General features: G+C 33.0%; 23 protein-coding genes and 1 pseudogene. 22 read left to right on the forward strand and 2 right to left on the reverse strand.

Annotated elements, in window-relative coordinates; translation table 11 throughout:
* Window positions 1-130 precede the first annotated feature (130 nt).
* From ACX9YW_RS00005 to ACX9YW_RS00060, 12 genes are all read left to right on the forward strand, one after another.
* The gene (locus tag ACX9YW_RS00005; protein WP_460339895.1) at window positions 131-568 is read left to right on the forward strand and encodes a YrvL family regulatory protein; all 438 of its coding nucleotides are present in this window, start codon (window positions 131-133) and stop codon (window positions 566-568) included.
* A 159-nt stretch (window positions 569-727) separates the two neighbouring features.
* Window positions 728-1,222 (forward strand): hypothetical protein, encoded by a 495-nt coding sequence (locus tag ACX9YW_RS00010; protein WP_460339898.1) that lies wholly within the window; start codon window positions 728-730, stop codon window positions 1,220-1,222.
* Window positions 1,223-1,757: 535 nt separating this feature from the next.
* Window positions 1,758-2,303, forward strand: coding sequence for a hypothetical protein (locus ACX9YW_RS00015; protein ID WP_460339901.1), 546 nt, complete (start codon window positions 1,758-1,760; stop codon window positions 2,301-2,303).
* 431 nt (window positions 2,304-2,734) lie between these two features.
* A complete protein-coding gene (locus ACX9YW_RS00020) occupies window positions 2,735-3,322 on the forward strand; it encodes a hypothetical protein (protein ID WP_460339904.1) in 588 nt (195 codons plus the stop codon).
* A gap of 390 nt (window positions 3,323-3,712) precedes the next feature.
* Entirely contained in the window at window positions 3,713-3,997 is a 285-nt protein-coding gene (locus tag ACX9YW_RS00025; protein WP_460339907.1) for a hypothetical protein, read from the forward strand.
* A 264-nt stretch (window positions 3,998-4,261) separates the two neighbouring features.
* On the forward strand, window positions 4,262-4,681 hold the full coding sequence (locus ACX9YW_RS00030) for a hypothetical protein (RefSeq protein WP_460339910.1): 420 nt from the start codon (window positions 4,262-4,264) through the stop codon (window positions 4,679-4,681).
* Between the two features lie 648 nt (window positions 4,682-5,329).
* Window positions 5,330-6,232 (forward strand): ABC transporter ATP-binding protein, encoded by a 903-nt coding sequence (locus ACX9YW_RS00035; protein ID WP_460339914.1) that lies wholly within the window; start codon window positions 5,330-5,332, stop codon window positions 6,230-6,232.
* The gene (locus ACX9YW_RS00040) at window positions 6,232-7,059 is read left to right on the forward strand and encodes an ABC transporter permease subunit (protein ID WP_460339917.1); all 828 of its coding nucleotides are present in this window, start codon (window positions 6,232-6,234) and stop codon (window positions 7,057-7,059) included. The genes ACX9YW_RS00035 and ACX9YW_RS00040 overlap by 1 nt, the downstream gene beginning before the upstream one ends.
* Window positions 7,060-7,280: 221 nt before the next feature.
* Window positions 7,281-7,652: a DUF4430 domain-containing protein gene (locus ACX9YW_RS00045; protein WP_460339919.1), complete on the forward strand. Its 372-nt coding sequence runs from the start codon at window positions 7,281-7,283 to the stop codon at window positions 7,650-7,652.
* Window positions 7,653-7,854: 202 nt separating this feature from the next.
* Window positions 7,855-8,118 carry a zinc ribbon domain-containing protein gene (locus ACX9YW_RS00050; RefSeq protein WP_460339922.1) on the forward strand — a complete coding sequence of 88 codons (264 nt, stop codon included), beginning with the start codon at window positions 7,855-7,857 and terminating at the stop codon, window positions 8,116-8,118.
* A 952-nt stretch (window positions 8,119-9,070) separates the two neighbouring features.
* Window positions 9,071-9,400, forward strand: a complete 330-nt coding sequence (locus ACX9YW_RS00055) for a hypothetical protein (protein ID WP_460339925.1) — start codon at window positions 9,071-9,073, stop codon at window positions 9,398-9,400.
* A gap of 831 nt (window positions 9,401-10,231) precedes the next feature.
* Entirely contained in the window at window positions 10,232-10,627 is a 396-nt protein-coding gene (locus ACX9YW_RS00060; protein ID WP_460339928.1) for a LytA/YqiH family protein, read from the forward strand.
* Between the two features lie 128 nt (window positions 10,628-10,755).
* Here ACX9YW_RS00060 and ACX9YW_RS00065 read toward each other — a convergent pair whose 3' ends face one another.
* Window positions 10,756-11,013 (reverse strand): hypothetical protein, encoded by a 258-nt coding sequence (locus tag ACX9YW_RS00065; protein WP_460339930.1) that lies wholly within the window; start codon window positions 11,011-11,013, stop codon window positions 10,756-10,758.
* Window positions 11,003-11,428 carry a hypothetical protein gene (locus ACX9YW_RS00070; protein ID WP_460339933.1) on the reverse strand — a complete coding sequence of 142 codons (426 nt, stop codon included), beginning with the start codon at window positions 11,426-11,428 and terminating at the stop codon, window positions 11,003-11,005. Before ACX9YW_RS00070 ends, ACX9YW_RS00065 begins: the two co-directional genes overlap by 11 nt.
* Window positions 11,429-11,768: 340 nt before the next feature.
* Here ACX9YW_RS00070 and ACX9YW_RS00075 point away from each other — a divergent pair, with 340 nt between their 5' ends.
* The 10 genes and pseudogenes from ACX9YW_RS00075 to ACX9YW_RS00120 all read left to right on the forward strand — a co-directional run bounded on the left by ACX9YW_RS00075 (window position 11,769) and on the right by ACX9YW_RS00120 (window position 19,862).
* Window positions 11,769-12,224: an NUDIX hydrolase gene (locus ACX9YW_RS00075; RefSeq protein ID WP_460339936.1), complete on the forward strand. Its 456-nt coding sequence runs from the start codon at window positions 11,769-11,771 to the stop codon at window positions 12,222-12,224.
* 519 nt (window positions 12,225-12,743) lie between these two features.
* Window positions 12,744-14,009 carry an MDR family MFS transporter gene (locus ACX9YW_RS00080; protein WP_460339942.1) on the forward strand — a complete coding sequence of 422 codons (1,266 nt, stop codon included), beginning with the start codon at window positions 12,744-12,746 and terminating at the stop codon, window positions 14,007-14,009.
* A gap of 271 nt (window positions 14,010-14,280) precedes the next feature.
* Window positions 14,281-14,850 (forward strand): histidine phosphatase family protein, encoded by a 570-nt coding sequence (locus ACX9YW_RS00085; protein ID WP_460339945.1) that lies wholly within the window; start codon window positions 14,281-14,283, stop codon window positions 14,848-14,850.
* Between the two features lie 67 nt (window positions 14,851-14,917).
* Window positions 14,918-15,475 carry a uridine kinase family protein gene (locus ACX9YW_RS00090; RefSeq protein WP_460339948.1) on the forward strand — a complete coding sequence of 186 codons (558 nt, stop codon included), beginning with the start codon at window positions 14,918-14,920 and terminating at the stop codon, window positions 15,473-15,475.
* Window positions 15,476-15,637: 162 nt separating this feature from the next.
* Window positions 15,638-16,099, forward strand: coding sequence for a GyrI-like domain-containing protein (locus tag ACX9YW_RS00095; RefSeq protein ID WP_460339951.1), 462 nt, complete (start codon window positions 15,638-15,640; stop codon window positions 16,097-16,099).
* Window positions 16,100-16,317: 218 nt separating this feature from the next.
* A pseudogene (locus tag ACX9YW_RS00100) lies at window positions 16,318-16,677 on the forward strand (class I SAM-dependent methyltransferase); the annotation flags it as partial.
* 83 nt (window positions 16,678-16,760) lie between these two features.
* Window positions 16,761-16,949, forward strand: a complete 189-nt coding sequence (locus ACX9YW_RS00105; RefSeq protein WP_460339954.1) for a hypothetical protein — start codon at window positions 16,761-16,763, stop codon at window positions 16,947-16,949.
* Between the two features lie 430 nt (window positions 16,950-17,379).
* Window positions 17,380-17,922 carry a hypothetical protein gene (locus tag ACX9YW_RS00110; protein ID WP_460339957.1) on the forward strand — a complete coding sequence of 181 codons (543 nt, stop codon included), beginning with the start codon at window positions 17,380-17,382 and terminating at the stop codon, window positions 17,920-17,922.
* 230 nt (window positions 17,923-18,152) lie between these two features.
* Window positions 18,153-18,545, forward strand: a complete 393-nt coding sequence (locus tag ACX9YW_RS00115; protein WP_460339960.1) for a hypothetical protein — start codon at window positions 18,153-18,155, stop codon at window positions 18,543-18,545.
* Between the two features lie 153 nt (window positions 18,546-18,698).
* Entirely contained in the window at window positions 18,699-19,862 is a 1,164-nt protein-coding gene (locus tag ACX9YW_RS00120; protein WP_460339963.1) for an acyltransferase family protein, read from the forward strand.
* The last annotated feature ends 248 nt before the right edge of the window (window positions 19,863-20,110 follow it).

Below are 20,110 nucleotides of genomic sequence, written 5' to 3' on the forward strand. Positions count from 1 at the left end.
ATAGTATTTAACGATATTAACGTTAAATACTACGCCCTGATATACTACATATAAGACGCAGTTTAGTGGAACAAGAAATTAGATATAATTTTTTGAAATTAAGATATAGGGTCCAGAAAGGAGAGGTAAAGTGGAGAAAATTAAAAATGTTATAGGCTTAATATTTGTTGCTATTTTAATTATCGTTTTATATTTAGGGGTTTTATTCAGTATTGTATTTTGCCTTAGTTTTATTCCCTTCTTGGGAATTGAAGTTAATAGTTGGAAATCCGTATTAGCTTTTTCCATATTCGTAATGATATGGTCAGTTCCCTTTGAAATTATTAGCTTTTTAATGGATATTCGCTTAAAGAACAAATCAACAAAGAAAGTCATATGGTCAGCAGCTATAATATTAAACTTTATAGCATTTACTATTTTTGTTATTTGGTTAAATTCGTATTTAGAAGGGATTCATTTTTCTAATACTGGCTTAGTTTTCTATATCATCATTGTAGCACTCCTAGTTTTTGTTATTAATACTAGTGGTAATCGCATAAAGGATTCAGACCACAAGCAAAGCATATAATAAAATCCAATTTAACTTATTCAAGTGACTGGAGCTATTCTTCAAGAATGAGAATAGCTCTTTCTTATTGGAGTAATGGAAGCAGGTTAGTGCAATAAAGAGAAGATGTTTTATGGTAATATAAAGGGAATAATTGATTCATTGTTTGGGGGAATCGTTGTGTCGAACGAGATTATTGAAAAAGTAAAAAGAGGGCTTATGGGATTTGAAATCGGATATTTTGATACAGGTCGAATCTTTGAGGAAGAAGCGTATTACAATTATTTTGGCTCTCCAGATAAAGAAACTCGTCGCTATGCGGTTGCTGTATTTGCAGTAAATTTAGGGAATTGCTATAGCCTTTGTAATTTTCCGTTTCTGAATGCAAAATCTAATTTAGAAGAGTTTATAAAGGCATTTATAGAGAATCACCAGCAAATCGAAAAGGATTTCCCTATTATGCATGAATATATCATTTCATTTTTAATTAAGATTGAAGAAGAAAATGGTGAAAAATATGCTAATTCAACCTTCAATATTGACCAGAAGCTACATGAGCGTTTGAAAAGGAAAGTGTTAATTCCTAAACGAGAATATTTAAACAAGTACACACCAATAAAATACTTTTTGAGGGAAATTAGAGTTAATCCTTTTTTTAAGTCTGATTTTCTTTAAGAATAGCATTAACAGATTGATTTTATAAAAAGCGAATACGCTCTTTCGCTAACGGATAGCGTTACTTGAAGAAGTCAGATAAAAAAGTCGGTTCCTTAATGTACAGGGAATTCGACTTTTTAATGTTTGAATTTGCTTAGCGTACAAAATTTCCGAAATGTTGGCGATACCCCATCAATAAGACAAAGGTAGTAAAACTGGAAGAATGCGAATTTGATTTTGACTATGCAAAAAAACATGATTGATCATTTTTAGGAATGGGAGTCCCGAGCACATAGTTTTGGGACTCCTTTTATGGCAAAATCAAGGCCACTGCCCATTTTTCTGTCTTCGTTTAGTTAAGTATCATACCTTATTTATGGCGCATAGACTAAAGCATGAATCTGATTGGAGGTTTAGGAAAATGGTAATATATCCATTTAGTTATCCCTATAGGTCCCAGCCTTATCCTCAGTCCTATTATCAATATTCTTATCCTTATCCCGCCTCTTATTATGGAACTTATCCTCCAGGATATTGGCATATAGGAGGTCAAATGGCAGGTATGTATGCCGATGGCCATTTGGGAAGCGGACAGGGGACTGGCTACAATGTTGGCGGTCATTTAGGAGGAGAACATGGTCTTGGGGTTTATTCGGGAAGCCAGCTAGGCGGCGGTCAAGGGATAGGTGTCCATGCAGGCGGTTATTTAGGGGGCCAGCATGGTCTTGGCGTCCAAGCAGGCAGCCAGCTAGGCGGCGGTCAAGTGCTCGGCATTCAGGCAGGCGGTCATTTAGGGGGCCAGCACGGTCTTGGTGTTCAGGCAGGCGGCAACTTAGGCGGCGGCCAAGGTCTTGGCATTCATGCGGGCGGCCAGTTAGGAGGCCAGCACGGTCTTGGTGTTCAGGCAGGCGGCCAGCTAGGCGGCGGCCAAGGTCTTGGCGTTCATGCGGGCGGCCAGTTAGGAGGCCAACAAGGTCTTGGTGTTCAAGCAGGCGGCCAGCTAGGCGGCGGCCAAGGAATAGGCGCTCATCTTGGCGGTAATCTTGGTAAATACAACGGTCATTTCGGCTTCAAATTTGGCGGTAAAGAGAATGCGTAAACCTAAATAAAAATGATAACCAATAAAGGCTGACCTATTGAATTCTTCTGGGTCAGCCTTATTTTAGTCTGGTGTAATAGTAATTGATTTAACTGTAAGGCCCAGTACCAGTGTTGGTGTAATCAGGGGCAAAGTAAATGTTAGGGCTAGTGACTAGCAGAGCTGTCATCATCCAGCTAATCAAGGGTAATACTTTTTCTTATTGAATGATTTTTGGTATTTGTGAAGGTTTGCACTTAAACTAATGGGTGCATTTATGCCTTAAGCTGTTCATGGAGAGAGCCGAGAATATACGAGATTTTATTCATTAAGACTTGGTTATCTCGGCTTTTTTGGTAGGGAATCAGGTAAAGACGCAGGCTAGCACAAGAAGGATATTTTTTACTAATCTTGAATACATAACAAAAGTTCCGATTCTTGGGAGGAATATTATGATTGATAATAGACGATTAAAAGAGTTTGAACACGAAATAGATGAGGCTTTGCAAGGAATTTCTGATACATCAATCTTACTGAATTTCCAACAAGCTATCGTCAGTTTGTATCCCCACTTAATACCAATAAATGCTTTCGCTTATGACTCTTGGGATGATATAGTAATTCCGTTATTTTATGAGATGGTTTACAATACTTTTGCTTTTAAATATGGGATTGACATTAATCGTAATGAAACCCATTCGTATATGTTTACTTTAAAATGCTATAAAGGGATAAATCATATTGAATGTACTCCGAAACATCATACGTTCAAAGCTCTGATAAACTATGAGTGGATTGAGATGGATAAAAGCGATTTGGATGAAAAAGTGTTAGTTTTTAAATCATTTGGTGATGGGGTACATTTTTTAACTGGTGGGCTGGATATAGAGGAAGCTTACAATGTAAGGTTCAATCTTGTTGAGGTTGATATTGTTTCTACATTAACAGATTATCCTTCTAAGACAAGTGTATTTATAAACAAAGACGATTTAGACTTTGAATTTGTTGCTGAAATATATGAAAAGGATATACAACGTTAATTTTCTTGTTGAACTAAACCAGCTAATAGTGGATCCTTCCTTAAGGAAGTAAAGAGAGCGATTGTGGTTTGAAGTTCAATAATAAAAAGCTGAAAAAATACAGGAATTCTCCATGATATGCTCCCCTTTACGTAGACAGATTAAAAAATAAAAATCTGGCTACTTATTGGGGAGCATATTAAACATATCCTCTGTGTATCTTGGACTTTTTTATTTTATAAGGACATAAAAGACGCAGGTTTGTTCAATAAGAAATCACAAAAGGTGGAGCATTTACTATAAAATAAGATTTAACGTATTAATGTCTAATAAAAAAGTAATTTTAAAAATTGAGATGATGCGCATTAGTATTATTACACGACATAAATAAAAATAAATGGGGTTATAGTTATGTGGTTAATATTAGGGTTTATTGCCATAGTAGTAACTGTTATAAATCTTTCTTTATATGCAGCAGGAAAGGATTATAAGCTTGCTATGGCGATGGCATTATCATTTACAGCATTAACAATTTGTGCAGATTACAGTTATCTAACTCGGTGGGTAAAAGTGGAAGATTGGGCGGCTTTATCGGATGTAATACCTGGTATGGCAAGGGCATTTTGGTTTTTGACAATTGTTTCTATCTTGCTAAATATAGCACCTATATTTTTAGAACGAAAACGTAAGAAATGATAACTTATGCAATTATTGTGTAAGTCTTTATATATAACTAAACCAGCTAATATAGCTTCTTTTCTTAAGAAAGTTACGTAAGGCTATTGTTGGTTAAAGATCCATATTAAAAAGCTGAAAATATACAGGTATTTATTCATTTCACCTGATGTATTTTCAGTTTTTCTTTCACTTGTGTAGTAAAGAAGGAGTTTACTCCCATAAGAAGGAAAAAACCATTATGATGAATATAAATACGTACAAAAGATGAAGGAGGCGAATTGAATGTTAATCAGAATTACCACTGCAATAGTTTCTACTATTGTTTGTTTTCTTTATTTAGCACAACCAATAAGTGGAAGCATTATCTCAAATGGTATTGCACTTTATTTGGTGATAATTATCTTTTTCGGTTATTTAATATTTGGAATTCCAGTTTCATATTTAATTGACATGGCAAACCGAAAAATCGTGATTCGGAGCAGTATTGGTAGATATTTTTTAAATATAGTTTTGTACGGAGTAATTGGAATTATGGCATTCTATATGCTACTTGTTATTTTGGAAGGAGAGATAATTATTAGGGATAGCTCAATCTGGTTTGGTGGATTTATCCCTGCTCTCATATATTATCATGTTCTATTAATGTTAAAAGGTTTAATCTTTATTATTCAACAGAAGAAGAATAGGGACATTCAGAGTTAAATTAAAGGTTGGCACCCCTATGGCTGTGGATTTATAAAAGTCTTAAAATATTCCTTCTTGAATTAACGAGAGTAATTCCTCCATAAATATGAGCTATCTAAAACCGAGATAATACGGGATTTTATTCATCCTGTAGGATCTTGGTTTTTTTTTTTTATAAAAGAGTTTATGAGCAGGTTAGTAAAAAATTGGATATAAATACAAGTTTAACTTAGAAAATAGATACTAAAAGGAGTAGATTTATTATGGAAAAGGTCACGCCATTTTTAATGTTTTAAGATAGAAAGGCAGAAGAAGCAATGAATTTTTACAGATCTTTCATTTTTCGATATGTTGCAAATGAAAGTTGGAATCCAACCCAATCTATCTAAATAATATTCTCGAAATGTTATAAGTAAATTCTGATACTTTGAAACTATTAGATATTATACATCATATTTTTTACCAACTTTGAGAACCTCTAGGTTATAATGTTTTTATAGCTGAATGTATATGGAAGAGTTGTAATCTTTCTTCTTCGGGATTTATTTTCTTAATCAAAAATGGGGTGGTTAAGCAGTAATATATACAACTAAAGGAAGGTAGTAACAAGCAAGGGTAATTAAATGTACAAGTTTGTTTTTGATAATTTTAGAGGGGTATTGAAAAATGACTAGTTTTATTCATGTGGAAGGTTTGTATAAATCATTTGGTCAACAATCAGTATTAGAAAATGTAAACTTCAAGGTAAAAAAAGGGGAGGTTGTTGGGCTTTTGGGCCCAAATGGAGCTGGGAAAACGACCTTTATAAGAATATTGAATGGCGTTATCAAACCGGAAAAGGGTTCGATTTTATTAAACGGAATGGATCCAACCCTAGGGGGAGATGCAATTAGAAAAATATCTGGTATTGTGACGGAAAGCGCAGGACTTTATCACCAGATGAGCGGTAAAGAGAACCTAGAATTATTCGCAGAATTATATGGGGTAACGGATAAGAGAAGAGTGGTAGAGCTACTTGACTTGTTTGATTTGAAAGAACATCAGGATAAGCCAGTAGGAAAGTATAGCACCGGAATGAAAAAGCGGTTGGCATTGGCTAAAGCGCTGTTGCACAAACCAGACATTTTGTTTTTAGATGAACCGACAAATGGATTGGACCCTGATGGAATTCAGATGGTCTTATCCTATTTAAAAAAATATAATCAGGAAACAGGGACCACAATTATCATTTGTTCACATGTCCTTCATCAATTGGAGACAATCTGTGATTCTTTTGCTTTCATTGAAAATGGGACGATAGCGGAACAAGGAACTTTAAAAGAGTTAGAGGATAAATATGTTCAAAACGTTATCGTGAAAGTGAATACCACCTTTAAGCCACAAGGAAACCAATATTCAGGGTTTCCTTGCAGAATAATAGGAGAATCCATGGTAGTTTTTGATCTACCTTCTAAAAATGATATCCCTCAGTTGCTAAATGGCTTGCTGAAGACGAGTCCTGTTTATTCGGTTACAATTCTGAATAATGACTTACAATCGATTTATTTCAGGGTAAGGGAGGGCAAGTAATGGGTACATATATTAGTATAGCTCTGATCAAAAAAGACATTAAAGATATTTTTAGAAGTAAAACATTGCTAGTAACCATGATTATCATTCCAATTATGTTTTGTGTTATATTCCCTTCCATTGTGATGGGGAGTGCCCTAATTTTTGATGTCGAAAAAATAGTCGGAAATGATGGACAGAAACTAATTGATACTTTTCTCAAAAGTACAACGGGAAATGAGTTTTCTTCTTATACACTTGAGCAGCAAATTGTTTATATGTTCATTAATTTTATTCTTCCAACCTTATTTTTGCTGGTTCCGATTATTACTGCCATGACAGTAGCCGGTAATAGCTTTGTTGGAGAGAAGGAAAACCGAACGCTTGAAAGTTTATTATTTTCACCAATTTCGATTAAAACGTTATTTCTGAGCAAGATATTAGCATCTTTCATACCGCCATTATTTGTTTCACTTATCAGTTTTGTTGTTTGTGGAGTCATTATCAATTCTTTGGGGTATCCTTTGTTTGGTGTGCTGATCTTCCCATCAGGTAACTGGATGGCGTTAATAACCTGTCTTTCCCCAATGGTTATTTTGCTCTCGGTGCTGCTGAATATCATAATATCAGCAAGGGTGAAGACGTATCAGGAAGCCCAGAACCTTGGCGGCATTATCGTTCTGCCTGTTATTGCGATGATGATCGGCCAGGTTACTGGACTGTTTTTACTGGGAGTTCAGCTAATAATCCTGATTTCAGTAGGTTTATTGATTGTTAATCTCGTGTTATGGAGCATCGTTTCAAAAAATAATAACAGGTATGTGTTATTTGAAAAACAAATTCATTAATGAATTTGATGGTTAAAAAGCCAAAAAAATTGATTCATTTTAATCGCTTAAAACCTAGATTAAATTAGCGATAAACCAGTACCATTAACCAAATTTGTTATATTTAATTCTATTTATAATTGAAATTACCCCTAACAACTTGTTTGGGGTTTTTTTATGAAAACAACACTCATAATTAACTAACATGAGGCAAAAATAAGAAAAAATTGAGGAGGATTTATATGTACAAACTTGCTTTTGCACTCCCCTTTTTGTTTAATTTATGGTTTGCGAATCCAGCATATGCAGTAGAAGTAAATGGCATTATTCAGATTATGGATCAAAACAATAAAGTTATAGTAAAGAAAAATATAACATTTGAAGAGGGAGACAATATTTACGACATAACCAAAAACAACTTTGATGTGGCGGAAACAAATGGTATGATTACAGGAATCAATGGATTGGTTGAAAAACCTTCAGAAAACATCCATTGGGCTGCATTTATTGATAGTAAATTTGTGGAAATTTCACCAGACGATGTAGGACTTTACGCAAATGAAATTTTAACTTGGGCGTTAAGGGATTTCGATAAGCAAGAAATTATGAAATAAAAAAGAATGTTCGTCACGGAAGTTATATAATCCACCTCTTTAGAGTAAGGATTTGAAGAGCCAGTTGCCAATCTCGGTAGCTTTTGTTATTTATGTAACGGTGTAGGATTTTTAAAGATGAATTTCAAATTTATATTAGAACAATTTTATGGGAAAATTATGTTATAAAAAGTTTATGTACCATTCGAAAGGAATGATAAAAATGACAAAAGTAACCATGTGTCAAAGCTGTGGCTTACCTTTTAACGAAGAGCATGCACATTTTATAGCAACAGAACCAGATGGAAGTAAAAGCATTTACTGTACAAATTGCTATAAAGACGGGAAATTCATTCACCCTAATCTAACTATGGAGGAAATGATTGAGATGCTGGTACCAGTTTTGGGAGAAGCAATGGGCGAAGAAGAAGCAAGAAAAGAGCTGACAACTTTATTACCAACTCTTAAACGCTGGAAAAGAGCATAATCCTTCTATAATCAATATGTGAAACAATGTACTTAACAAACGAAGAGCGATTGTACCTTAAGTTGCTAATAAAGAACGCCGAGAATATACAAGATTTTCATTCATCTTTTGTATAATCTCGGTTTATTTGTTTTATATTTGGAAATATAACGGCTAAAGGGGAATTTTAAATTGGAATTTTTTATAAAAATTGGGGGGATTAAGTGAAAAAATATATATTATTTATATATACACTGTTACTTTTAATACTTTTCGCTTGTTCATCAGATCCAGTTAATGATTTTGTTATTACTTATAGTGATAAAAATGTTAAACAAATAATTTTAATTATTAACAACCTATTTTAACAGAAAAGTATATTCAAAGATGCCGACACAATCGGTTTAGTTATTGAAGCGATAGAAAATGCTGAAAAAACACCTTCATTTGAATGAATGCTGATTAAATCCGACTACGACATGGTACTAAAATTTGATGATAATACAGATAAGAAATATCTTCTAACATTAAAAAATGACAGTAAAACAGGTCTTTTGATAGATTCTGAAGGCTCTGCTTATCGTATTCCAGTGGACGATACCACCAAAGTAAAAGAAAATATTACTGAGTAGGAAAATCCTTTTGAGGGATTTAGAAATGAGCGATTGTCACTTATGCAGCTGATATAGAAAGCCGAAAATATAAGGGTTTTTATTCATTCAAACTTGTATATCTTGGATTTTTGGCGCTTGATCTCGTAATAGAAGTAGGTTAGTTTAACTAGAAAAAAAGGATTCATCATATATTTCAGTTAAAGTACTGGATTAATATGGTAAAGTTGAATTAGGAAGGGTAAAGCTGTAAATATCAATTTTAGACTATGAATATCACTTTTCGGGATAATGTGGATTTTAACTTCAAGTGGTTCAGCAAGAACATTTGGGCTTGAGATTTTCATAGGGAGTTGAAAGAAATGAGTTTTATTAGATACATGTATGTCAGTTTAGTAATAGGTATAGGGATTATATATTTTCTTACTCAACTGCAAGGTGGATTTATGAATATCTCGTTTATTATTTGGATTCCTGTTTTAGGTTCTTTATTATTTATGTCTTTTTACTCTATGAGAATTACTTGGTTTGCTAGTCCCTTTATGTTCTTGTTATCTTATTTTTATCTTATGGGAGAAACGCCAGTGTTGAAGGATAGGGTTGTTTTTTCATTTAATTTTACTATTGTAAGTTTCTTACTTTCTATACCTTTCATGATTCTTTCAAGAATAATAAACAAGCAAAATAAATAATAATATTTTTTATTCAAATGAAAATTCATAACGTGGGCTTTTCTTTAGATAATAAAATAATATATGACCTTTTATTTAGGAATAATATTTCCACTAAAGAACGAACGGTTGTGATTGTAGTTCAAGTTGCTAAATCAGAAAGCCGAGATTATACGAGTTTTATTCATTAAAACTTGATTAACTCGGTTTATTTGCACGAGATCTACGAACGGGGCAGGTTTGTGTGAAAAGGGGGTAGTGAAATGGGACTAAAAATGGAGATTTATGAAGTAATCATTTTTATGCTTGTATATGGTGGTCTTTTTTTATATAAATTACGAACAATTTCTTCAAAGAACAAAACATTAGTTTATATAAAATCTATATTCCTAATAATTTTGTATGGTTTTATATCTACTATAATTTGGTTCACATACAAAGGGGAAGAATATCATATTAACAACCATAGCGGATATGAACCGATTAGTTTAACAAATAATGCAATTCTTATGATAGTTGGTTTGAGCATCTATAGCATAATTCTATTAATGTTAGATAAATCTCTAAAAAGAAAGAGCCATTCCATAAAATCAAAAAATTAATACATGATAATTACGCTTGAATATCAAAATCTTATTTAACTATAAGAGGCGATTATGCCTTAAGCTGCTAAAATGAAAAGCCGAGAATATACGAGTTTTTATTCATTAAAACTTGTTTATTTCAGCTTTTTTTGCACGAAAACCGGAAACGAAGTAGAGAAATAAAGGAATACAGACGAAAGCACAGTCAAAATAAACATTTGTAACCTTTACATTTTATAATTCGTCTTTTAATTATGAGGTGATACGAATGTATAAAATATATGGATTTATAATTATCAGTATTCTACTCTTATTCGTCCTTGGAGCTTGTGTAAATTCAAAGGGGAATACAGTTAAAAATGAAGATAAATCAAGTGGTTCTTCATTAGAAACAAAGGTAGAATCGGAGAAAATGGAGGAAAATGAGAATAAGTCTGGCCTTGAATACAAAAATGCCGCTTTAGTTGTGGAAGATGCTATATTTTTAGGTCAAGTAGATGCAAATTCAATTGAAGTAAAAACTAGCAATGGTGTAAGGACGCTTCAAATTGGAAGTGTTGGTAAGGTTAATTGGAGTTCCATAGAAGTAGATACACCAATTAAAATTGAATATTACGAGAATGAGTTCGGTCAGTTCGAACTTACTAATTACTTAGTAAAATAATAAAAAAGAGTAAAATCTAATAAGATGAACTGTGCCCGTCTAACAATAGCTTGGTTTAACAATAGGGATATTTAATCGAATAAATAATCCATAAACTATTAATAAACAAAAATAGCGAATTCCTTTTATCAAAGAATTCGCTTTGAAATTTTTCCATAAGCAATGATTTCACCTCCAATGTTAAATTCCTTCACTTCACCACCTTCTAATGCGTAACTTGTAACATCATCACCGTGCGTAATAATATCTCCATTAACGGTCAAACTTTCAATTTTGCCACCTGATTTAATACTTACGGCGTTTGCTGGAAGTTTCATATTTACAACACCTTTAACTAGGGATTTGCCAACAGGTCCATAGGTTGTGATATTTTCTTCAATAATCATATATCCAACTTGCTCCTAATCCATAGGTAATAATATCCTGCGACAAGAAATCTGTTACAGTTCCAAAATTCACAAATCCGATGCCGCTAGGGCCATAAGAAATGACTGGATCATGGCTAATCCATTTTTTAACTTTTCCCCATATCCGGAATGCCACAGACTGTATAAATGGCTCTGTTTGTTTTGCTAGTACCGTTAGGTTTGAAATGGTATTGTTGCGAGTCACTCCAAAACCATCACTATTATTGAAGCTTACTATACATGAATCAATATTTTTTCTAGTTAATTGATAGCCTTCAGGTAAAGGAATCGAATGAGGGGAAAGAATGGATCCTTGTACTTCCAAAACCTGTGGTACATTTTCATAAATAGCATTCAATAGTTCTAATCGTATAGTTACTTTTGTATTTTTCATTATTAAGATTCACCATTAAGTTCGTTATACTTATCTTAAGCTATGTTGACCAATTTATTAGAATGGTATTAAGAAATAATAATGGATCACTTAGATTTAACGGAGAGGGATACACCAGGAAGAATTTTGATATTAATGCCTAATCAGAAAGTAGACTATAGATTATTGATCAGTAAAATTCCAGAAGGAAACGATGAAGTTACTGTTGGCGCTGCAACAGGTTATGGAAGTATCCAAAATTTAGTTTTTACGATTGAAAATTAGATCAGGTTAGTGAAAGAATGCTAAATAGGTATAATAGAGATAAATGTAACTTTAAAATGGAATTGGGGAGAATCAGATGTCTCAAGATGGAATTGTTTTAGTAGCAAGTGTGTCAATCTTTCATGACGATAGAGTCTTGATTATCAAAGAGAGTAAACCTAATGCAAAGGATAAGTGGAACTTTCCAAGTGGTCATGTCGAAAACGGTGAGGATATTCTCTATTCAGCTCAGAGGGAAGTTAAAGAGGAAACAGGGTTTGATGTAAAACTTATTGGTACTACTGGTGTATATAATTTTGTTAGTAATACAAACAATCAAGTTATTTTATTTCATTTTGTTGGTGAGATTACAGGAGGTTCTCTAAATCTCGAAGAAGATGTCATTTCTGACAGCAAGTGGATAAAAGTAAATGAACTTGTAACATTTGATAACAAAGACATACGAGAACCCAGTGTAATGAAGCAAATAATTAATAACTTATTAGAAGAGAAAATACACCCAATTAGCGTGTATAATGAGCAACTAATTTGAATCGCCAGTGGGCAAAAACGAGTACAAGAGTTACAGAAAGTGATCGGTGCGGCGGTCTTTTTTCTTGTTGTACGAACGACGCAGTTTCGTTCAACAAGGAATATGAAATAAATGATGAAATTATTGTTTAAAAAACGAGGGTATTGTACAATAATCTTGAAAAATATGGAAGACTAAACTAAAAGGGTATAACTTTATGACATATTAAAAATAGCTGTAGCATTTATAAATTCAAAAGGCCAGAAGTTGTTATTTTAGTAAGATGTGATGACCATTACACACATTTTAAACAAAAAGCTCCTCTACCATTAGTCGTAGAGGAGCTTTGCTTTATATTTCATTCAGTCAAGACAAGAACATACGTTCTATAGGTGTGTCAATCAAATTAAAGAAGCCAATTTCCTAGCTTCTATAGTATTAGTTTAAATGAATTTTAAATATAAGTCTATATTTACCAAAAAGTTTATCTTATTCTTAATTGTACCTGGCCAGGAATCTTTATTAAGAGGAGAAACTGACTTGAAATGGTTTTCTTGGGATATTAATTTAAAAACAAGGCTAATTGGAGAGACGTTATTTAACATGTTGTTTTGGATGTATTTTCCCTTTCTAACTATTTATTTCAGTGAAGAATTGGGAGAAGTTAAAGCAGGTATGATGATGACGGTACCTTCTATCATTAGTATATTTGGGGGCATGATTGGAGGATATATAGCAGATCAATATGGAAGGCGGAAGATCATGCTAATAGGCGCATTTATGCAGGTGGTCTTTTTCGCCCTGTTTTCCCTTTCTATTTCCCCTTGGTTAGATTATGTAGCTTTTATTGGAATTAGCATTGGGAAGTCATTTTATAGACCGGCTAGTTCTGCAATGGTCGTCGACCTAGTGCCAGATGAAGAAAGGCGTAGTGTGTTTGCAACCTTTACATCGGCTAATAATCTTGGGGCTGTTCTTGGTCCAATCATAGGTGTAGTATTATTTTTCCAATATCGCAGTGAGCTTTTATGGACTTGTACAGCGGTTACGTTACTTTATTCGATTGCCATATTGTTTATTATTAGGGAAACCATGCCGGAGCGCGAAGAAGATGTGGTAAAAAACAAGAAGTTGTCATTCGTCATAACACAACAATTCGTCAATTATTATGTCATTCTTAAAGATAAGGTGTTCTTCTTATACATTCTCGGAGGGATCTTTATAACCGTTTCTATGATGCAATTGGATTTATATTTAGCTGTATATGTTAGAAACTTTGTACCGGCTCAAGAGTTGTTTTCTTATGGTGAATGGTCAGTCACATTAAGAAGTGAGGAAGTATTTGGATGGATGTTAGGATTAAATGGTCTTATGTTTGTTCTATGTGTTATTCCTATAACCAAAATTTTGAATGGCTGGAGTGAGCGAAATTCACTAATACTGGCAGCGTTATTATCTGGATTTGGCATGTTTTTAGTTGGATTCACCACAAATGCTTGGTTACTTTTTGGCATTACAGTCATCTTAACGATTGGAGAGATTATACATGGCCCAGTCGTGCAAAATTTTGTTAGTCATTATTCACCTAAACATGCAAGGGGGCAGTATATAGGAGCATCTAATCTCCAGTATTCTCTAGGGCGATTAATTGCCCCCGTAACGGTCATTCTCTCTGTCTCTTTATCACCCGTTTTGATATTTGGATTTATTATGGTATGTGCTTTAATCAGTGCATTTATTTATGTCTTCATGTTTAAGGTTTTGCCAATGAACAAAATGGCAAACAGTAATTATAGCGATTCTTAATTAGAATTGAATCTATTTAGAAAGTTTACTAAATTTCCCCTTGAGTAAGATATCAGAAAGGAAAAATGTGCTACAAGAGAGTGGGTAAGCAGGCGTAAATAATTGTAGTGATGGAAGTTTGCGAGTACTTAAACTAATATTGAGCTTATGTTGAATTGCTGGAAGAAGGATAATTTTACCTTAAGTAGAATAGATATAAAAGAACCTTACTAATTTGTGATAATAGTAAGGTTCTTTTGAATAACAAAAAGTAAGTAAGCTGGGGGTTACTATGAATACGTTTATATATCTGGTGAGACACGGAGACTCACCGAAAGTTGGAGATGAAAGAACCAGGGGATTAACTCAATTAGGAGAATTAGATGCTAATCGAGTAGCAGATCTTTTAAAAACAGAGGGGATTAACGCTGTTGTATCCAGTCCATACCTACGTTCAATACTAACGGTTGAGATATTAGCCAATGAAATAGGACAAGATGTATTAGTGTATGAAGAACTTAAAGAGAGAACCTTATCTGCTGAATCTAACAGAATTAGTGACCAGGAATTATACCCTTTACTAGAAAAATCATTCGCTAATCCAAACTACTCTTTAACAGGAGTAGAATCTAATGCGACTTGTCAGAAACGAGCTATAAAAGTCTTAAGGGAGATATTAGTAACCTATAGTGGTCAAAAAGTAGTAATTGGTACTCATGGTGTTGTAATGACTTTGATGATGAATTTTTATGATTCAGTGTACGACTTGAATTTTTTATATAATACATCTAAACCAGACATATATAAATTGGAATTTAGTAATCAAGAACTAGTAAAAGTTGAAAGAATATGGGAACCGTGAGCTTAGTTCTTGAACGAAGCAGTTTGGTATCCAAGTAAGCGGAAGAACTTGGGAATTATAGGAGACCATGATGAGAAAAATAGACCGAAGTATTGTAATTGGAATTTCAGGTGGTTCAGGCAGTGGAAAAACTACTTTTTGTAGTAGTTTAGCAAAGCATTTAGATTTATTGAAAGTTAAAATCATATCTACTGATGATTACTTTAAAGAAGTAAAACCAAAAGTAAATGCTCCCTACAATGGAAGAGAATATGATGATTATGACCACCCTAATTCTGTTGATATTATCAAACTAAATAAAGATATAAATAATTTATTGTCATCTAATATGTTTGATATCATAATTGTTGAAGGCTTAATGGTCTTGTATTTTGAGGAAATTAGAGCAAAGCTTGATTTGAAGATATTTGTTGATTGCCCATCAGATGAGAGATTAGTAAGGAGATTAAAAAGAGATTTAAACGAAGAAACCTTTGAAGAAATTTCTTCGGAATATCTCGATATCGTTAGACACCGTCATAACGAATTTGTTGAACCAACAAAATGGTACGCAGATATCATCATAAACGGTTCCAATACTACTAAAAATTCTATAGATGTTGTTCGAAAATGGTTATTAAATTAACACATTTTCAAATTCAAGTAACAGAGACGTTGGTTCTCAACACGCTTGTTAAAAGATGTCATCAAAGAAAAGCTAATACAAATCAAGCAAGATATGTTAAGAAAAAAATATTCTAATGAACTAAACTTGCCTTAAAGTAAATAATTAAGGCGGGATGATTTAATGGAATTCAAAGTCCAGATAAAAAATGAGTTTGTATTAATAGGATATAGTGCGGCAGGCAAATGGAGTGCAGATATTGTTCATCCTATTCCAACTTTATGGGATAAATCGTTTAAATTTTTCAGTGTAAATAATGTGGATAAAATTGTGGGAGTATGCCTTCCGCCAAGAAGTGACCATTATTTCTATACCTGTGGAATTGAGAAAGATTCAGTTGCTTTTGATGATATTGAAAAAGATATGACCGTACATATTTTTCCTAACCAAAAATATGTTGTATTCAAACATATTGGTCCTACTTATGAAATTCCACATACTTACTGTAAACTCTGGAAGAAATTTGATGAAGAAGGATTCAGAATAAAAGAAGGCATGCCCGAGATTGAAATTGTAAAAACGGATATGTTTGGGAAAGAGGATAAAAATCAGTATGAGATGGAAATCTGGATACCTGTTGAATAATAAACATTGTACCTCTAAAAGATAAGCTATTCTGCCTTCATCTACAATTTCAATAGTCTAAAATATGCAAGATCTTCAATCCTTAGCATAACTTGGACTTTTTTGGCTTTTAAGGCAATAAAGAAGCAGGTTTATCGAAAATAACATCAAATTCGGAAGGAATTATAGAAAAAAATATGGAAATAAAGAAATAGGAAGTCTAAAGAGGTAGTGCGGTTATGAACCTGTTAAATCAATTGATAGAACAAGCTAAGAATCCTGTTGGAATTATAGGTTCATTTATGTTGAGGATAATGAATACTGCTCATACAGAAATGAACAAATGGGCTTTAGCGAATATGAAAATTGGAGAAGATTCGATTGTGTTGGATGTAGGTTGTGGTGGTGGGAAAACGATCCAATTATTGTCACATATTAATAAAAACGGAAGAATATTCGGAATAGATTATTCTGAACAGGCTGTAAAAGATTCTATAAGATCAAATAAAATTGATTTAACATCGGGTAAGGTAATCATTCAACAAGCAAGTGTCACTGACATTCCGTTTCCAGAAAACTTTTTTGATTTAATTACGGCATAATGTTTGAATATTATGTTAATATGTATATAGAGTTATCAAACTAAAAGCTAAGTTGGGAATAATGCTAGGAGGTTTGAAAAGTGAAAAATAAAACTCGAATAATTATTACAATTATAGGTAGTTTGCTTATTTTTGGCGTAGGTATGTTTAGAATACTTACTGAATCGCTTTCTTCAACACCTTTGTTTGTAGCATATGTATTCGCAATTACTGGGTTTATCGGAGTTATTGCAAACGGAGTAACACTATTGAAGCTACAATCTAATTAAACAAACCAGAAGTGCGATTCCTAAAATGAATCGCTTTTTTCTTTTTGAAATATCCGGAAGTTATTATGCCTTAAGTTGTTCATAATGAAAGCCGAGGATTTACGTGTTTTTATTCATTAAAACTTGTTTATCTCGGTTTTTTGGTATGGAATCAGGTAAAAGTACAAAGTGAACAATCTAGTGGCTTCCAACAAAAGGGAGCTAACGCTTCTTACGCAGCTATTACAGAAAGCCGAGAAACATCAATGCCCTTTTGGTCCTTAAAATCCAGGGCTGAAAAGATTATCAAAAACAAATGTTCCTACATATAATGGATTTCGAACATTTGAAATTAAACACTAATTCACTTTATACCAGTTCTCGGTTCTATAGCTTAGTATAATAATGGTATTGGCTTATTTTTGTTGCAATAATCCTTTGGAGGTGAAATATGAAATTTAAAAAAGTTTTTTCAATTTCCTTCATTATTTTTTGGGGCTTTTTTGTAATTTTCACTTATTATATAGTGAATTATAAGACTCTCGATGAAGCAATAAGCGAATCAAACGTGCCAATTGATGAAATATTTCATACCACTGACTATAAAGGGCATACTATCATATTTTATGGCAAGGATGATAGTTTATCAGTTGGATTAGTTAAAAAAACCATTCTTGGATTTCGGTGGGGTTTTGGTGCAGGAAGTAAATTGTTCAATGAAGAAGATATTGTTTTAACTAGAATGTTTAGTAACCTACAGCCAAGGGATATAAATTCCGACGAAGAACTTGTGTCTTTAACATTTGGTGTAATTAACGACCCTTCAATAGAGGAAATGGAGATAAAATATAAAGACCAAGATTTTACTAAAGCTACAATTATAGATACTAATAAAGGTAGAATATGGTATAGCTTCTCAGAGACTCCTGTTAATTACGACCCAGAAGTGAAAGTTTTTTATAAGGATGGAACTAAAAAGTCAGGTTGGTATTGAACGAACTTACCCCATTCATAAAGAATTATCAGTCACCTTTATTAAAAACATTATGAAAGTAAAGGGAGCTATTATATCTCAAGCAGGTATTTGTGATAGCCGAGAAAATATGAGTTTTTATTCATAAAGACTTGTTTATCTCGGCTTCTTTACGCGGATCTACTAAAGAATGCAGGTTAGTTGAAAATGAATGTTATACGTATCTTGCTCAAAACCGAGGGGGCAGTTAATTGAAAAAGGTTGGACTAATTTCAATAATTATTGTCATTGTTATTTTTGCTGTATTCGTTTTTGAAAATAAATCATACTATCCTCCACTTCCAATAGAAAATTTAACAGCAAAAGAAGTAATAGAAAAACTGGAAGAAACAGATAGCAAGGTAGTAGAAATTGCAGTAGAAGATGATACGATTTGGTATATCACAAGAACTGAAAATCAGGGTATTTTAATAGTAGTTGAAAACATTAAGCAAATGATTGGCTCAAATGGTTGGGAATTCAAAGAAAAAGATGGTGCTGGTCTATTTTTTGAAAAAGATGGAGAACGTTTAGTTGCTACTACACAAATGTGGGGCAAACATTACGTACTAGTCAAAGTTCAAAGCAAGTTCAACAATCTATAGAATTTTATTAGGTAATGAAGGATTTAACAAGTAAAGGAGTTGTCGTGTGGCAGTTCCTTCAGCTATTAAAGTAAAGAAGCAGTGTTAATAAAATATGATTATCTTAGAAAATATTGTATAATTTGGCAGAGATGATTTCGATGGAGGAGATTTATGAAGAATAACAATCAATTTATAAGACAGTATGATTTAGACTGGATAAAGGTATTGGCTACTTTAATTGTGTTTCTTTATCATTGTTCAATGTTCTTTAATCCTTTTGATTGGCATATAAAGAATAACGTCATTAATCGGTCGTACATTGACTTTTTTTCACTCTTTGTTGGAAATTGGATTATGCCAATATTCTTTATCATTTCAGGAGTTAGTACATATTATGCCTTACAAAAAAGAAATTCTCAAAGTTTTATAAAGGAAAGGCTTGTCCGTCTTGGAATCCCTTTACTTCTAGGGATTTTTATTCTGTCACCTCCACAAGTATATATTGAAAGAATAACAAATTTTCAATTTGAGGGTTCTTTCATTCAATTTTTTCCTCATTATTTTGATGGGTTATATTTAGAAATCGGTGGAACAGGTAATTTTGCATTTTTCGGACATCATCTTTGGTATCTATTGGAGTTATTACTTTTTTCGATCATCACATTACCTATCTTCTTGATTGTCAAAAAAGGTGCAGGACGTAAAGACTTTGGAACTTTTCATTACTTGGTTATGCCAATCCCTTTAATGATTGTGGCTTTGACTGCCAACCATGTTGTGAATTTAGCTAGTTGGGGAATTATCTTTTATTTAATTTTATTTATTTATGGATACTATTTCTTTTCAAGAGAATCTTTAAGGGAATTTGTACGTAGAGTAGGAGTTATTGCTGGGTATTTAAGTGCATTTAGTACAGCTGGGTATATATTCTGGGCTATGTATATTGGGTTTCCCATGAATGTTTCGTTAAGTTGGGGTATTTTTATGATACTACGAGTTATTTTGGTGTGGAACGTTCTTTTCTTTATCTTATATCTAGGTGATAAATACTTAAACTTCAGTAATAGCACTTTAAAATATACAAGCGAGGCATCCATGCCTTTTTATGTGCTTCACCAACCTATTATTATAATGTTGGGATTTTTCATCTGTAACTTGGAATGGGCAGTTGCTGTTAAATTGGTATTTTTAGTCCCTGTAGCATTTACGATCATAATGATTTTATATCACTTTGTCATTCGAAGAATTAATTTTTTAAGAGTTATATTCGGTTTAAGAATAGCCAAAGAAAATAAAATTATGACAGAAAAAATAAGAACGAGTCTAAAAAATTAACACTATAATCGGGCCGGATAAGTAAAACGAGGAAGGTCATGCAATTTGCCAAAGCCTTTTATGTCTAACTTAACACTGGTTAAACCCATATATCAACGATGCTGATAGGGACGGTATATGGTGAGTAAGCCCTTAGAACTTTGAGGCAAAATAAAATTAGTCATCTCTAAAATTTGTACCATGAGATTATACTTATTTTTCGCTAACTGGTGCGTTTACTCCATTAAATTTAATCATAAGAAGTCCAA

This window comes from Pseudoneobacillus rhizolycopersici (assembly GCF_054786815.1).